The 13,585-nt window shown below is 61.2% G+C and carries 18 protein-coding genes; 13 read left to right on the top strand and 5 right to left on the bottom strand.

The window, feature by feature from the left end:
• Positions 1 to 355 precede the first annotated feature (355 nt).
• A complete protein-coding gene (locus tag EGN72_RS19490; protein ID WP_233587128.1) occupies positions 356 to 673 on the top strand; it encodes a hypothetical protein in 318 nt (105 codons plus the stop codon).
• 16 nt (positions 674 to 689) lie between these two features.
• On the opposite strand, the gene EGN72_RS12285 is transcribed toward EGN72_RS19490, so the two are convergent.
• Positions 690 to 1,505: a ParB/RepB/Spo0J family partition protein gene (locus EGN72_RS12285; protein ID WP_158623186.1), complete on the bottom strand. Its 816-nt coding sequence runs from the start codon at positions 1,503 to 1,505 to the stop codon at positions 690 to 692.
• Positions 1,506 to 1,575: 70 nt separating this feature from the next.
• On the opposite strand from EGN72_RS12285, the gene EGN72_RS12290 reads away from it, so the two are divergent.
• From EGN72_RS12290 to EGN72_RS12300, 3 genes are read left to right on the top strand one after another with little or no spacing between them, the layout of a single operon-like run.
• Positions 1,576 to 2,457, top strand: a complete 882-nt coding sequence (locus tag EGN72_RS12290) for an SPFH domain-containing protein (RefSeq protein ID WP_127048003.1) — start codon at positions 1,576 to 1,578, stop codon at positions 2,455 to 2,457.
• Positions 2,454 to 2,729, top strand: a complete 276-nt coding sequence (locus tag EGN72_RS12295) for an NfeD family protein (protein ID WP_127048005.1) — start codon at positions 2,454 to 2,456, stop codon at positions 2,727 to 2,729. Before EGN72_RS12290 ends, EGN72_RS12295 begins: the two co-directional genes overlap by 4 nt.
• A 60-nt stretch (positions 2,730 to 2,789) precedes the next feature.
• On the top strand, positions 2,790 to 3,059 hold the full coding sequence (locus EGN72_RS12300) for a hypothetical protein (RefSeq protein WP_127048007.1): 270 nt from the start codon (positions 2,790 to 2,792) through the stop codon (positions 3,057 to 3,059).
• Here the strand turns inward: EGN72_RS12300 and EGN72_RS12305 are convergent.
• Complete coding sequence (locus tag EGN72_RS12305) at positions 3,056 to 3,841, bottom strand: DUF998 domain-containing protein (RefSeq protein ID WP_158623187.1); 786 nt, start codon at positions 3,839 to 3,841, stop codon at positions 3,056 to 3,058. The genes EGN72_RS12300 and EGN72_RS12305 overlap by 4 nt on opposite strands.
• A gap of 188 nt (positions 3,842 to 4,029) precedes the next feature.
• A complete protein-coding gene (locus tag EGN72_RS12310) occupies positions 4,030 to 4,866 on the bottom strand; it encodes an SDR family oxidoreductase (protein WP_127048011.1) in 837 nt (278 codons plus the stop codon).
• Between the two features lie 71 nt (positions 4,867 to 4,937).
• Here EGN72_RS12310 and EGN72_RS12315 point away from each other — a divergent pair, with 71 nt between their 5' ends.
• The 6 genes from EGN72_RS12315 to EGN72_RS12340 all read left to right on the top strand — a co-directional run bounded on the left by EGN72_RS12315 (position 4,938) and on the right by EGN72_RS12340 (position 9,832).
• The gene (locus EGN72_RS12315; RefSeq protein WP_127048013.1) at positions 4,938 to 5,552 is read left to right on the top strand and encodes a class I SAM-dependent methyltransferase; all 615 of its coding nucleotides are present in this window, start codon (positions 4,938 to 4,940) and stop codon (positions 5,550 to 5,552) included.
• A gap of 114 nt (positions 5,553 to 5,666) precedes the next feature.
• Positions 5,667 to 7,148 (top strand): AMP nucleosidase, encoded by a 1,482-nt coding sequence (locus EGN72_RS12320; protein WP_127048015.1) that lies wholly within the window; start codon positions 5,667 to 5,669, stop codon positions 7,146 to 7,148.
• A gap of 141 nt (positions 7,149 to 7,289) precedes the next feature.
• Positions 7,290 to 7,577 (top strand): HU family DNA-binding protein, encoded by a 288-nt coding sequence (locus EGN72_RS12325; RefSeq protein ID WP_127048017.1) that lies wholly within the window; start codon positions 7,290 to 7,292, stop codon positions 7,575 to 7,577.
• A 155-nt stretch (positions 7,578 to 7,732) separates the two neighbouring features.
• Entirely contained in the window at positions 7,733 to 8,611 is an 879-nt protein-coding gene (locus tag EGN72_RS12330) for a DMT family transporter (RefSeq protein WP_127048019.1), read from the top strand.
• A 78-nt stretch (positions 8,612 to 8,689) separates the two neighbouring features.
• Positions 8,690 to 9,415: a cytochrome c biogenesis CcdA family protein gene (locus EGN72_RS12335; protein ID WP_127048021.1), complete on the top strand. Its 726-nt coding sequence runs from the start codon at positions 8,690 to 8,692 to the stop codon at positions 9,413 to 9,415.
• 12 nt (positions 9,416 to 9,427) lie between these two features.
• The gene (locus tag EGN72_RS12340; protein WP_127048023.1) at positions 9,428 to 9,832 is read left to right on the top strand and encodes a thioredoxin family protein; all 405 of its coding nucleotides are present in this window, start codon (positions 9,428 to 9,430) and stop codon (positions 9,830 to 9,832) included.
• Here the strand turns inward: EGN72_RS12340 and EGN72_RS12345 are convergent.
• On the bottom strand, positions 9,829 to 10,446 hold the full coding sequence (locus EGN72_RS12345; RefSeq protein ID WP_127048025.1) for a glutathione S-transferase family protein: 618 nt from the start codon (positions 10,444 to 10,446) through the stop codon (positions 9,829 to 9,831). The genes EGN72_RS12340 and EGN72_RS12345 overlap by 4 nt on opposite strands.
• A 71-nt stretch (positions 10,447 to 10,517) precedes the next feature.
• Here EGN72_RS12345 and EGN72_RS12350 point away from each other — a divergent pair, with 71 nt between their 5' ends.
• The gene (locus EGN72_RS12350) at positions 10,518 to 11,231 is read left to right on the top strand and encodes a YafY family protein (protein ID WP_127048027.1); all 714 of its coding nucleotides are present in this window, start codon (positions 10,518 to 10,520) and stop codon (positions 11,229 to 11,231) included.
• On the opposite strand, the gene hspQ is transcribed toward EGN72_RS12350, so the two are convergent.
• Positions 11,228 to 11,554: a heat shock protein HspQ gene (hspQ, locus tag EGN72_RS12355; RefSeq protein ID WP_127048029.1), complete on the bottom strand. Its 327-nt coding sequence runs from the start codon at positions 11,552 to 11,554 to the stop codon at positions 11,228 to 11,230. The genes EGN72_RS12350 and hspQ overlap by 4 nt on opposite strands.
• An 83-nt stretch (positions 11,555 to 11,637) precedes the next feature.
• On the opposite strand from hspQ, the gene EGN72_RS12360 reads away from it, so the two are divergent.
• Entirely contained in the window at positions 11,638 to 12,519 is an 882-nt protein-coding gene (locus EGN72_RS12360) for an AEC family transporter (protein ID WP_127048031.1), read from the top strand.
• Between the two features lie 75 nt (positions 12,520 to 12,594).
• Positions 12,595 to 13,176 (top strand): lytic transglycosylase, encoded by a 582-nt coding sequence (locus EGN72_RS19195; protein WP_158623188.1) that lies wholly within the window; start codon positions 12,595 to 12,597, stop codon positions 13,174 to 13,176.
• Positions 13,177 to 13,585 lie beyond the last annotated feature (409 nt).

Here is a 13,585-nt window from a genome sequence, read left to right on the forward strand (position 1 = left end):
CGCACGGTCAGCGGGGCCGAGGTAAAGGCAGATGTCATTGCGTCTCATGCCCCGATTGTGACACACCTGTTCACGGTTGGGAATCTTCCGTCAGGCGGCTAACACTAGTATCGATTCATTAACGATCTCACCAGCCCTTGCCTACCTATTATGTAGAGCCAAGAGAAATGTTGAGACAACGAAGTTTGACTGTGTTTTTCACTTTCATGAACCCCAAGTATTCAAAGGTGTCGTAGAGGGAAACGCTTATCCTATAGTCACGATTGATACAAATCGGGACGAGCAGCACCGCGACATTCAAGATCTTCAAGCGCAGTTGTTGCAACTCCCAAGCAAGGCCGATTTTCTTGTCCTTATGGAGTATCTTGAAAAATACATTGCATATCGAAAAATCGAAATGCCTGCCCTTAAGCTAACGGTTGCAAGCGCAGATGTTGCGCTACCTGAACACTATCTCAGTTATATTGATGAATGGGAACAGCTTTCGAGAGATTTGGCCGATGTTGTGGCCCTCGAAGTCGAGGCGGCAGAAGACGCCAACTCATCCGGTCTAGCCGGTAACGGCGACATGACCGAAGCAAACACAGTCCTAGAGCGCTGGGTTAAACAGCTTGGTACAAAAGGTGAAAAAGCTCAAAAGGATGACGATCCTGACAAGGCGGTCATCAAATAAGGGGCATTAGGCTCCCTCACCCAAACAACCTCTCCACCTCATCCATCACGAAATCCATCCGCATGCCCGTGGCATCCGGCCCCGTGAACCTCAGCACCCAGCCGTCGGAGGTCATCTCGCGCCGGACCACCACGCCCGGCGCTGGCCGTAAGACGCGGCGGGGGCGGCCGGGGCGTTGGGGGTGGGTGGGTTGGGGCTGTTCGGCCTCGGCCATCACGGGCAGCAGGGCTTGCCATTGCGCCTCGATGGTTTTGGCGCGGGTTTCTTGCAGGGTGGCCACGATCAGCGGGGTGAAATCGGCGCGCAGGGCGGCGCTCAGGCGGAGGATCTGACGTTCGGACAGATGCTCGGGGGTGGCGAGGTGGCCGTCCAGTTCCTCTACCACCAAGGCGGCGGAGCGCAGGCGTTGGCGTTTGGCGGCATTGGCATGGGGGTAGAGCGCGCGGGTGGCGGCGTCCAGCGTCTCAAACTCTCCATTATCGCGCAGGGTGGTGATGATAAGGCCGCGCTCCCACGCCGATGGGTTCTGGCGGATGTCATTCTCCTCCACCATGGCGATGAGGGCATCGGTCAGGGTGGCGGGGCTGCGGATGAAGGCGGCGATTTCGGGCGTGGTGCCGCGCAGGTTGCACAGGTTTGTCACCGCGGTCAGGCGGCAGAGGCCGGAGATGAGCGCGTAGCCGGTTTCGGTCTGGAACACCTCGATCGGCATGCGCAGGCCGTTGGTGGCGATGGAGGCTTGCAGTTCGGCAATGGTTTCGGGGTTCAGGTGGATGCGGTCGCGCGGCAGGGCTGTGGCGTCGATTTCCGCGATGGGAAGGGTGGTGAGCATGTGCATCCTCTTGCGTGGGGGGGGCTTTGCGGCCATGTAGGAAGGCAGGTGTTTTTGAGAGGGTTCTGCGATGGATATTGAGCAATTGATTGGTGGGAATGCGGTTTACCTTGCGGTCGCCGTCTTCATCATTGTTTGTATTTTTCTGGGCGTGCGGATTGTGCCGCAGTCCGAAAAGCATGTGGTGGAGCGGTTTGGCCGCTTGCGGTCGGTGCTGGGGCCGGGGATCAACTTTGTGGTGCCGTTTCTGGACAAGGTGGCGCATAAGATTTCGATCCTTGAGCGGCAGTTGCCCAATGCGATGCAAGACGCGATTACCGCCGACAACGTGTTGGTGAAGGTGGAGACATCTGTGTTCTACCGGATCACCGAGCCGGAAAAGACGGTGTATCGTATCCGCGATGTGGATGGCGCGATTGCGACGACGGTGGCGGGGATCGTGCGGTCCGAGATCGGCAAGATGGAGCTGGATCAAGTGCAATCCAACCGGACGGAGTTGATCGGCAAGGTGCGGGAGTTGGTGGCCGCGATGGTCGATGACTGGGGCATTGAGGTGACGCGGGCTGAGGTGCTGGATGTGAATCTGGACGAGGCGACGCGGGCCGCGATGTTGCAGCAGTTGAATGCGGAACGCGCGCGGCGGGCGCAGGTGACGGAGGCCGAGGGCAAGAAGCGGGCGATGGAGTTGAACGCGGATGCCGAGCTCTATGCCGCCCAGCGCGAGGCGGAGGAGCGCCGCGTGTTGGCCGATGCCGAAGCCTATGCCACGGGGGTGATTGCCGAGGCGATCCGCCAGAACGGGTTGGAGGCGGCGCAGTATCAGGTGGCCTTGAAACAGGTGGAGGCGTTGACGGCTGTGGGCCAAGGCTCTGGCAAGCAGATGATCATCGTTCCGGCGCAGGCGCTGGATGCGTTTGGTGATGCGTTCAAGATGTTGAAGGGCAAAGCATGAGCTGGTTTGCTACCTGGTGGGTCTGGATCGTCGCGGGCTTTGCCTTGGGCGTGTTGGAGGTGCTTGCGCCGGGCTATATCTTCCTTGGCTTTGCCATCGGCGCCGTAGCGACCGGGGTTTTGGTGGGGGTGGGCCTGTTGGGCGCATCGCTGCCGCTGACCTTGCTGGTGTTTGCGTTGGCCTCGCTGGGTGCGTGGTTTGTCACGCGCAAATTGCTGGGCAAGCAGGCAGGGCAGGCAAAGATCTGGGACCGCGACATCAACGATAACTGACGATCCGTCGCGCCCTGCCATCGGGTGGGGCGCGACCCTTTGGTGACATTGGGGGCCGTTATGCCCATTTTTCTTCTTGCGCTGGTCTGTATCGGGTTTTTCATCTGGTCCAATTGGGGCCGGGCGAAGGCGCGATCGGAACTGAGCCGCAAGCTGGACCCGATGTGGGACCGGCTGCGCAAGCCAAAGCAATGCCGCTGGGTGGCGAGCCGCCAGCACGGGCAGGGGTTGCGCGAATTCACCTGCGAAACCTGCCATGTCACCGCCTATAGCGGGCACCCGGACGGGCCGAAGGATTGCAAGAAAACCATCGGCGGCGGCGCGCTTTAGGAGGTCTTGGTCATCAACGCCTCTAGTGGTTGCAAGGCCTTGCCCTTGGTCAGCCATGAAATTGCAAAGGCAAAGATGCCGATGCTTTCCAGAATGAAAACCAGATAGCTGCGATCAAGCCGGGTTTTGCCTACGCTGTCTTGCATGGCATAGACCACGCCATAGACGCCCAGCGCCAGAACGCAGGCGACGATGGTCCAGCCGCACAGAGCATAGATGCGGTTGCGGGCGGCTTTTTCGGCATCCTGACCCTGCCCGCCATCGCGGCGGAACAGCACAAGGCAGAACAGGGCCAAGGATGAAAAGAAGATGCCCGCAGCAAGGTAGTGCAAGCGCCGGCTGATATTTTCGCCGACAAGGCATTGGAACACGCTGCAATCCTGCATGACCTGACCGGGCGGGGCGAGGTTGTCGCCGGTTGGGAACAGGGCCACGCAAATCACGGCGACAGCGGCAATGCGCGAGACTTGTTTGTCGGTCGGTGCCTCGCCCCGATGCGCGGGCGGGTAGCCGACATAGGACCACAGGAACACCCCGATGGCGCAAAGCGTGCCGACAAAGAATTCGCGGCCCTGACCGTGGTAGAATTCGGAAATCGAGGGGCGCATGGGTTCATCGGTCAGGATGGCGGTGGCCAGTAGCGACAAGGGCAGGAACAGGCCCAAAAGCCCCAGCATCCGGCGCACGGCGAGGAAGGACAGCACCAGATCATTCTGCGCCTCGGCGACAAAGCCGGGTTTGGGGTCGCGGGGTTGCATCAACGCCTCCTGTCCGTTGTTCACGATCAGGATGCCACAAATTTGGCAAGAAATCAGGCGTGGTGCGGGGGCTGGGGCCCCATTTGACGCGGGATTGACGGGCGGCAGGCACGGGGACCAAGCGGGGTGGCCAAGCGCGGGGGGCTGTCTGCCCCCCCTTGGCCTTGCGGCCAATTCCCCCCCGAGGATATTTGAGCCGAAAAGAAAGTGGATCAGGGGTCTTGGGCCAGCAGGGCCGCAAGGCCCGCGCGGTAATCCGGGTGGATCAGGGTGATGCCAAGATCGGATTTTAGCTTGTCGTTCCGAACGCGTTTGCTTTCGGCGTAAAAGCTGCGGGCCATTGGGGTCATCTCCGCCTTGTCCCAGTCTTCGGCGGGGGGGATGGGCAGGCCGAGCAGTTCGGCGGCATAGGCGATGACATCTTCGGGCGGGGCGGGATCATCGTCGCAGACGTTATAGATGGCGCCCGGATCAGGGCGCGTGATGGAGGCGGCGAGGATTTGCGCGATATCCTCGACATGGATGCGGGAAAACACCTGGCCGGGTTTCAGGATGCGGCGCGCGCTGCCATCGCGCACTTTGGCAAAGGGGCCGCGACCGGGACCGTAAATGCCCGCCAGCCGGAAGATGTGCAGGGGCAGGCCGAGGGCTTGCCATTGTGCCTCGGCCTGCACGCGCTGTTGGCCGCGTTTGGTGCCGGGGGTCAGCGGGGTGGTTTCATCGACCCATCCGCCTTGATGGTCGCCATAGACGCCGGTGGTGGACAGATAGCCGACCCATTCGAAGGCGGTCTGTGCGATCTCCTTGGCGTGTTCGGCCAGCACCGGGTCGCCATTGGCATCGGGCGCGATGGAGCTGAGCAGATGCGTGGCGCGGGGCAACGGGAGCGGGGTGCCCGGCCAGACCAGCGCTTCGACCCCTTGGGCGCGCAATTGGACGGCACCTTCGGTGCTGCGGGTGGTACCGATGATATGCCAGCCCTGCGGCTGCAACAGCCGGGCAAGCGCTTGGGCGGAATAGCCATGGCCAAGGGAAAGCAGTGTTTTCATGCCCCCTTTATCCGGTGCGGTCCCGTGCTGTGCAACTTGATTTTATGCGCCGGATGCGGCTTGATTGACGCATGAGCCAGCCACCCGATCTTGACCAAGCCTATGCGCTGAAAACGCCCGACGATAACCGCAAGCTTTATGCCACATGGGCGCAAAGCTATGATGAGGGGTTTGCCGCGCGGATGGCCTATCGTTTGCCCGCGCTGGTGGCGGGGGCGTATGCGGGGGCCGGGCCGGTGCTGGATGTGGGTGCGGGGACGGGCCTGCTGGGGCAGGCGCTGGCTGCGCGCGGGGTTGGCCCGATTGACGGGATCGACATATCGCCCGAGATGCTGGCGGTGGCGCGGGGCAAGGCGGTGTATCGCGACTTGCGGTTGGCGGATGTGACGCAACCGCTGGATCTGGGCCAGCGCTATGCCGGGGTTGTCAGTTCCGGCACCTTTACCCATGGCCATGTCGGGCCGGCGGCGATTGCCGGATTGCTGGATCTGGCCCTGCCCCGGGCGCAATTTGTGCTGTCGGTGAACAAAGGGGTTTTTGCCGCCCAAGGGTTTGACGCGGCACTGTCGGCGCTTGGCGGGCGGATCGCCGGGGTGCATCTGCACGAGGAGGCGATTTATGGCGATGCCCCTGACCCGGCACATCGGGCCGACCGGGCCATCATCCTGACGTTTCGGGCCGTGTGAAAGGGTGTCTTTGCCCTGTTACCAAACGGAATTAGCGTTACGCGAGGGCTTGCAGTGGCCCCCCGGCATCGGGTTATATGCCCAATCATTTTTAACAAGAAAAAGAAAAAACGAATGAACGACGATACCAATCTACCGATTTTGACCCCCGCGCATCCGATCAGCGACAGTTTCACCAGTGCCGAGGCCGCCGTAGACCGGCTGGAAGCGCTGTATCGTGAGGCGACGGAATTTCTGGCGCGGCATTTCAGCACCACGGTGCAAGGCGCACGCCCCGAGGCGCGGGTGCGGGCATTTTATCCCGAAATCCGGCTAACGACGACCAGCTTTACCAAAAGCGACAGCCGCCTGAGCTTTGGCCATGTGGCGCAGCCCGGCACCTATTCCACCACGATCACCCGGCCTGATCTGTTTCGGAAATACCTGATCCAGCAGATTGATCTGTTGATGAAGAACCACGGCGTTTCGGTGCAGATCGGGCCATCGGAAACACCTATCCCGGTGCATTTTGCGGTGGCGGGCAATCCGGGTGTGTCGATCCCGCAGGAAGGTGTGCTGGAGTTCAGCCTGCGCGATGTGTTCGATGTGCCGGACCTTGCGACCACCAATGATGATATTGTGAACGGCACCCGCACGGCCTTTGCCGATGGGTCGTTCCCGCTTGCGCCCTTTACGGCGCAGCGGGTGGATTACAGCCTTGCCCGGTTGACGCATTACACCGCCACCGACCCCGAGCATTTCCAGAACCATGTGTTGTTCACCAACTATCAGTTCTATGTGGAGGAGTTCGAGGCCTATGCCCGCGCGATGCTGGCAGACCCGGACAGCGGCTATACCGCCTTTGTCGGCACCGGAAACGCGGTGTTGACGGATGCGAAGGGCGATTTGCCGGTGCCGTTGAAACTGCCGCAAATGCCGACGTATCACCTGAAGCGCGCCGATGGGCAGGGGATTACGCTGGTCAATATCGGGGTAGGCCCCAGCAATGCCAAAACCGCCACCGACCATATTGCCGTGCTGCGCCCACATGCCTGGATGATGGTGGGCCATTGTGCGGGCTTGCGCAACAGCCAGAGCCTTGGCGATTTCGTGCTGGCCCATGCGTATCTGCGCGAAGATCATGTGTTGGATGATGACCTGCCGGTTTGGGTGCCCATTCCCGCATTGGCGGAAATTCAGATCGCATTGCAAGAGGCGGTGGCCGATGTGACCAAGCTGGAAGGGTATGAGCTGAAGCGCATCATGCGGACGGGGACGGTGGCCACGATTGACAACCGCAACTGGGAATTGCGCGACCAATCCGGCCCGGTGAAACGGCTGTCACAATCCCGCGCAATTGCGCTGGATATGGAAAGCGCGACGATTGCCGCCAACGGGTTCCGGTTCCGGGTGCCCTATGGCACCTTGCTTTGCGTCTCTGACAAGCCCCTGCATGGCGAGTTGAAGCTGCCGGGCATGGCCTCGGATTTCTACAAAACCCAAGTGGCCCGGCATTTGCAGATCGGAATTCGGGCGATGGAACGGCTGCGCGAGATGCCGCTGGAGCGCATCCACAGCCGCAAGTTGCGCAGCTTTGAGGAAACCGCCTTCTTGTGACGCAGAGAAAACCCGCCGAAACATGCTGTTTTACTGGAATTTGGGCTTGATTTAGGTCGCAAAAACCTGTGTAGCGATGGCATCGGCCCTGAAGGGCAGCGACGGCCCCTGACATAATGGGGCATGAACAGGAGACAGGACATGAATAAGCCGATGACCAAGACGCAGTTGATTGCTGCACTGGCCGAAGAAATGGGCGCAGACAAGAAAACCGCAACCGCAGCGCTGGACGCTGTTGCTGCGATCGTCACGCGCGAAGTGGCTTCTGGTGGCGCGATCACGCTGCCGGGTTTGGGCAAAATGGCTTGCCGCGCCCGCCCGGAGCGTATGGTGCGCAACCCGGCGACCGGTGAAACCGTGCAAAAGGCTGCCGACAAGCAGGTGAAATTCACCATTGCCAAGGCACTGAAGGATTCGGTCAACGACTGATCCAAGGCGTTCGGCACTGCCGGAACCGATGGGCCGCCCCTGCATCAGGGGTGGCCTTTTTCTTTGCGCGCCTATGACCTGCCAAGGGCCAAGGGCGGTTGACCTTGGCCGCGTGCAGGTTCACCAAAGGCCGCAGGCAGCAGCAGGTGAGACGGATGGATTTCAAAGCGATTGCGATGGGCTTGGCCTTTGCGCTGATGTGGTCTTCGGCCTTTACCTCGGCGCGGATGATCGTGGCCGATGCGCCACCGCTGACGGCGCTGGCCTTGCGGTTTCTCGTTTCGGGCCTGATCGGGATCATGATCGCCACGGCCCTTGGGCAAAGCGCGCGGCTGACGCGGGCACAATGGCGGGCCACGGTGATTTTCGGCATTTGCCAGAACGCGCTTTACCTTGGCTTCAACTTTGTCGCGATGCAATGGATCGAGGCGTCAATGGCCGCGATTGTCGCCTCGACCATGCCGCTGTTGGTGGCGCTGGCAGGCTGGCTGATTTTCCGTGAGAGGTTGGCCCCCTTGGGCTATGCCGGGTTGATCGCCGGGATGGTTGGCGTGGGCATCATCATGGGGCATCGCATTTCGGATGGGGTGGACCTGATGGGCCTGTTGTTCTGCGGGATCGGGGTTCTGGCGCTGACCTTTGCGACGCTGTCGGTGCGCGGGGCCTCCAGCGGGGGGAACCTGCTGATGATCGTGGGGCTGCAAATGCTGGTCGGCTCTGCGCTGCTGGCCGTGGCGGCACTGGCGCTGGAAAGCTGGGATGTGAACTGGACGCCGCGGCTGGGCCTTGCCTTTGCCTATACCACGTTGGTGCCGGGCTTGTTGGCAACATGGGTCTGGTTCTTGCTGGTGGCGCGGATCGGGGCGGTGCGGGCGGCGGCGTTTCACTTCCTTAACCCGTTTTTCGGGGTGGCGATTGCGGCGCTGCTGTTGCGCGAAAGCCTGACGTTGTGGGATGTGGCGGGGGTGGTGATCATCGCGGCGGGGATTCTGGCGGTGCAGATCAGCCGCGTGGCGCGCGCGCCGGTTTCGTAACAATTCATCACGCAGGCTTTGGGTGACTGTGATCCCGGCTTGCGCCAATTTGGCCCAAAGCAAGTTAGCCGGGGCGTGATGGAGATTTTACTGGGATATGTGGCGGGGCTGTTGACGCTGATCAACCCGTGTGTGCTGCCGGTGCTGCCCATCGTGCTGGCCAGTGCCTTGCAGGCGCATCGGCTGGGGCCTGTGGCGCTTGCGCTGGGGATGTCGGTCGCCTTTGTCAGCCTTGGGCTTGGTGTGGCCGTGGCGGGGCGCAGCCTTGGGATTTCCGAAGAAACGGTATCGAAAGCGGCGGCGCTGCTGATGGTGGGCTTTGGCCTTGTGCTGCTGGTGCCGCGCCTGAACAGTGGGTTCGCACTGGCCACCGGGGGCATGGCCGCGCGCGCCGATGCCGGGTTTGATGAGGCGGTTCAGGGCCGCTTCGGCGGTGGATTGCGCGGGCAGGTTCTGGGCGGCGCGTTGCTTGGCGCGGTCTGGAGCCCCTGTGTCGGCCCGACCTTGGGCGGTGCAATCGGTTTGGCCAGCCAAGGGCAAAGCCTGATCTGGGCGGGTGCGATCATGGTCGCCTTTGCCGCCGGTGTTTCCAGCATCATTCTGGGCCTTGGCTATGGCGCGCGGGCCGCCCTTGCGCGGCGCAAGGCGCTGTTGCGCCGGGTGGCCGAGGTTTCAAAGCCCGTGATGGGCGTGGTGTTCGTTTTGGTGGGGCTGATGATTTTCTTTCAGCTTCATTATGTGATCGAGGCATGGCTGTTGGACGTATTGCCCATATGGCTGCAAGACCTTTCGGTATCTGTTTAGGGAGAAATGCAAATGAACCGTCGTGATTTTATGTTGCTGACCGCTGCTGTCACCTTGGCCGCCCCGATGGCGCGGGCCGAAGCGGCCGCCTATACGCCGGACCTGCTGGAGGCAGAGCTGGCCGCAGGCAAGACCGTGTTTCTGGATTTCAAGGCAAGCTGGTGCAGCACCTGCAAGGCGCAAGGCCGCGTGATCGCGGCGTTGAAGGCCGAGAACCCGGAGTATGCCGCCAAGATCAGCTTTATCGACGTGGATTGGGACCAGTGGAAAGACGATATGATCGTCGCTGATCTGAACATCCCGCGCCGGTCCACCTTGGTGGTCTTGCGCGGGGATGCCGAATTGGGCCGCATCGTGGCAGGAACCGCCAAGGATGAGATCAAGGCGCTGCTCGATACGGCCCTCGCGGGCGCTTAAGCGGCGGCGTGCTGGGGTGCCAGTTTGGCATCCCGCGCCTTGGTGCGGACGCTGGCCGGGCGGGCGATGCAGCGCGCGACCCAATCCGCGATCAGCGGGTCATCGGGCATGGCCTCGGAAAACCACGCATAGGGCGAATGGACCAGCAGGTCTGCGGCGGTGAAATGATCGCCCAGCAGCCAAGGCCCCTTTTGCAACGCCGCGCGCAGCCGCGCCTCAACCGCGTCGGTGCCGCGAAAGGTTTTCGTCAGAATAGGGTGGGACAGGCCCGCAAAGCTGTGGATCAGCACAGGCTCCATCACCGATCCATACCAGAACAGCCATGTCAGAAAGGGGCCGCGTTGTGGGTCGCCCTGTTGCGGGGCCAGCGCTGAGGGGAACAGATCGGTCAGGTAAAGCATGATCGCGGCGGTTTCCGAAATCAGCGCGCCGTCATGGTCCAGCAGCGGCACCTTGCCTTCGGGGTGCGGGTTCGCCGGGTCCGCGCCGCCTTTGCCATCGTTGCGGGCGATATCCACCAGTTTCAGGGTGATCTGATCGGTGATCCCCAACTCATCCGCCAAAGTCAGGATACGAGAGGAGCGGGACGGGGCCGCGTGATACAGCGTCAGCATTTTGTTTTCCTTTGTCGGTTGCGATAGCGGTGGTATAGCCGGGGCATCCTGACAAAAACCGACAGTATGCCATGGCCCGCTCTGACCGATTGTTCCGCCTTCTGGATGCGCTGCGGCGTTTGCCGCAGCCCGTCACCGCCGCCCGTCTTGCCGAGGAAACCGGCGTTTCAGAGCGCACGCTGTATCGCGACATTGATACGCTGCGCGCGGGCGGGGCGCTGATTGATGGGGCGGCGGGCTATGGCTATACCCTGACCGAAGACCCAAGCTTGCCGCCACAGATGTTCACCCGGCTGGAGGTGGAGGCGCTTGTGCTGGGGCTGGCCGAGGTGCAGATGGCCGGGGATGCCGCGCTGGCTGCCGCAGCGCAGGCGGCTTTGGCAAAGATCACCGCCACCCTGCCCGAACGGGTGCAGCGCCAAGCGTTACATGCGGTGCAACAAACCTATCGGTTTGAAAGGCGCCCCCCTGCCCCCGCTGCGCTGGCTTTGATTCGCGAAGCCTGTTGGGATGAGGCGGCGCTGGAGATCACCTATACCGACAACACGGGCGCGCAGACGCAGCGGCGTATCTGGCCGCTGTCGGTGGTCTTTCTGGACCGCCGGTTGATGATCTTGGCGTGGTGCTGTCTGCGTCAGGGCTTTCGCAAGTTCCAATTGCACAGGATCGAAGATGCCAAACGGACGGGAGAGTCGTTCCGACCCCGGCGGGTGCCGCTGTTGCGAGAGTTTCTGGCAGAGTTGAAGCGCGAGGGCGCAGCGCGGCGCGCAAATGTTGAAGGTTAGTTCAACTGAAATTGCAGCGGATAGCGGCCATCTTCAAAATCGCCGAACAGGTCCGACAGGTCCGGGTGATCCACCGGTTCGCCGGTTTCATCCGGCATCAGGTTTTGTTCCGACACATAGGCGACGTAATAGCTTTGGTCATTTTCGGCCAGCAGGTGATAAAATGGCTGGTCCTTGGAGGGGCGGCTTTCTTCGGGAATATTCTCATACCATTCATCGGTGTTAGAGAACATTGCATCCACATCGAACACCACGCCCCGGAACGGATGTTTCCGATGCCGCAGCACTTGGCCCAAATGGTATTTCGCGCGTGATTTCAGCATCTGTTGCATCCCCCGACTGTGGTTAGTAATCCCTTGGGCTAGGTCTTGTCCACTGGGCAGACGGCAAAATAGGGAAACAGTCTGTGAACCTCATCCTTACAGTCCTGCAAATCGTGGCCCCCGTTGGTATTTTGGCAGGCGTTGGCTTTGCTTGGGTCAAGGCCGGGTTCGAATACCGGATGGAGTTTGTGACCCGTCTGGCGATGACGCTGGCGACCCCCTGCCTGATCTTTACCGCGCTGATGAAAACCGAGATTGACCGCGCGGCGCTGGCCGATCTGCTATTTGCGGCCATTGCGGCTTATGGCCTGCTGACGCTGGTGTTCTGGGGGCTGACGCTGGTGCTGAAACTGGAACGGCGGACCTATCTGTCACCGCTGATTTTCGGCAATACCGGCAATCTGGGCCTGCCGCTGGCCCTGTTTGCCTTTGGGCAGGTCGGGCTTGGCTATGCCGTGGTGGTGTTTGCGGTCGCGGGCGTCTGGGGGTTTACCTTTGGTGTCTGGCTGGTCAGCCAAGGCGGATCACCGCTGCGGGTGCTGAAAGAGCCGCTGGTCGCAGGCACGCTGCTGGGTGCGCTGTTTTTGTGGCAAGGCTGGCATACCCCGCTGTGGCTGACCAACAGCCTTGACCTGATCGGGCAGATGGCGATTCCGCTGATGCTGATCACACTGGGGGTGGCCGTGGCGCGGCTGTCGCCGGGGCGGTTGGGGCAGGCCGTCTGGTTGTCGGCGCTGCGGGTGGTTCTGTGTCTGGCGATCGGGGCCGGGGTGGGGCATCTATTCGCGCTGGAACCGGTGGCCGCGGCGGTTCTGATCTTGCAGGTCAGCACGCCAGTGGCCGTGACCACCTATATGCTGGCCGCAAAATATGGCGCAGATTCCGAGGCTGTGGCCGGGATGGTCATCGTTTCTACTCTGCTGTCGATTGTGACTTTGCCGCTCACTCTCGCTTTTCTGATCTGACGCGACCCCCTGCCCCATTTCCCTTTGCCGCGTTTTGCCCTATGTTGGCTAAAAATAGAATGTGCGAGGGGCATAATGAGCAGGTTTCTCCGCGCGTCGATCCTTTTGTTGTTGCTTGGCTCTTGCGGCGGCGGCAATTTTTCGGCGCCCCGTGATTTGGACAATGCGTGCAGCATCGTGCGCGAACGTCCGAAATATTATAGCGCCATGAAGGCGACAGAGCGGAAATGGGGTGTTCCTGTTCACGTTCAGATGGCGACGATCCATCAGGAATCGAAGTTCATCGGCGATGCCAAGACCCCGCATAAATATGCGTTGGGAATTATTCCCTTGGGGCGTCAAAGTTCGGCCTATGGCTATAGTCAGGCGCTGGATGGCACATGGGAAGAATACCAGGACGATCAGCGCCGCCGATCGGCACGGCGCGACCGGATCTCGGATGCGACCGATTTCATGGGTTGGTATATGGACCAATCGGAAAAGAGCCTTGGCATTTCCAAATGGGATGCGCGCGCGCATTACCTTGCCTATCACGAAGGCCGCACCGGCTATGCGCGGGGCAGCTATAACAGCAAGCCTTGGCTTATCACCGTGTCGCAACGGGTGGCCGACCGGGCAGAGCTGTATCGCGCGCAATTGGCAAGCTGCGGACGGTGAGCGCGCAAGCGCTTGCCCCGGCTTGGCCCAAACTGGCGTGAAGGTGTTTCGAGCTTCACAAGATTGGCCTGTCGCGGCCTGACATCACAGGTTTCAATGCGATGGGTGGCGCTGTTCGCCACGGGCCAAAAGGGGAAATGGTGTCCACGGCGGGATTCGAACCCACGGCCCCAGGATTCATACCACTTCGGCTTTCACCGCCGCCCTTTCGGGGCGTTCGTGGTCTGGACTGTCCCTTCACCCTAGGCTTTGCGGCCCTTAGGTGCTGCCCTACCAGTCTCTACACCTTCCCCGGTTTGCGGGGCTTGGCTCGGGATTGGCAAGGTGCAAGCGCACCGTAGCGTTCCCCGAATTTGAGCAGATCCGTTACGCCGTTTCCGCACGCAACGCCCAATTTTGAACTAGGAAT

This window comes from Pseudorhodobacter sp. E13, from assembly GCF_003991405.1.
In the GTDB taxonomy this organism is placed as follows: Bacteria; Pseudomonadota; Alphaproteobacteria; order Rhodobacterales; family Rhodobacteraceae; genus Pseudorhodobacter.

Coding starts and splice junctions, on each gene's coding strand:
- EGN72_RS19490 (WP_233587128.1), top strand. CDS start 356: ATGGAGTATCTTGAAAAATACATTGCATATCGAAAAATCGAAATGCCT.
- EGN72_RS12285 (WP_158623186.1), bottom strand. CDS start 1,505: ATGCTCACCACCCTTCCCATCGCGGAAATCGACGCCACAGCCCTGCCG.
- EGN72_RS12290 (WP_127048003.1), top strand. CDS start 1,576: ATGGATATTGAGCAATTGATTGGTGGGAATGCGGTTTACCTTGCGGTC.
- EGN72_RS12295 (WP_127048005.1), top strand. CDS start 2,454: ATGAGCTGGTTTGCTACCTGGTGGGTCTGGATCGTCGCGGGCTTTGCC.
- EGN72_RS12300 (WP_127048007.1), top strand. CDS start 2,790: ATGCCCATTTTTCTTCTTGCGCTGGTCTGTATCGGGTTTTTCATCTGG.
- EGN72_RS12310 (WP_127048011.1), bottom strand. CDS start 4,866: ATGAAAACACTGCTTTCCCTTGGCCATGGCTATTCCGCCCAAGCGCTT.
- EGN72_RS12315 (WP_127048013.1), top strand. CDS start 4,938: ATGAGCCAGCCACCCGATCTTGACCAAGCCTATGCGCTGAAAACGCCC.
- EGN72_RS12320 (WP_127048015.1), top strand. CDS start 5,667: ATGAACGACGATACCAATCTACCGATTTTGACCCCCGCGCATCCGATC.
- EGN72_RS12325 (WP_127048017.1), top strand. CDS start 7,290: ATGAATAAGCCGATGACCAAGACGCAGTTGATTGCTGCACTGGCCGAA.
- EGN72_RS12330 (WP_127048019.1), top strand. CDS start 7,733: ATGGATTTCAAAGCGATTGCGATGGGCTTGGCCTTTGCGCTGATGTGG.
- EGN72_RS12335 (WP_127048021.1), top strand. CDS start 8,690: ATGGAGATTTTACTGGGATATGTGGCGGGGCTGTTGACGCTGATCAAC.
- EGN72_RS12340 (WP_127048023.1), top strand. CDS start 9,428: ATGAACCGTCGTGATTTTATGTTGCTGACCGCTGCTGTCACCTTGGCC.
- EGN72_RS12345 (WP_127048025.1), bottom strand. CDS start 10,446: ATGCTGACGCTGTATCACGCGGCCCCGTCCCGCTCCTCTCGTATCCTG.
- EGN72_RS12350 (WP_127048027.1), top strand. CDS start 10,518: ATGGCCCGCTCTGACCGATTGTTCCGCCTTCTGGATGCGCTGCGGCGT.
- hspQ (WP_127048029.1), bottom strand. CDS start 11,554: ATGCTGAAATCACGCGCGAAATACCATTTGGGCCAAGTGCTGCGGCAT.
- EGN72_RS19195 (WP_158623188.1), top strand. CDS start 12,595: ATGAGCAGGTTTCTCCGCGCGTCGATCCTTTTGTTGTTGCTTGGCTCT.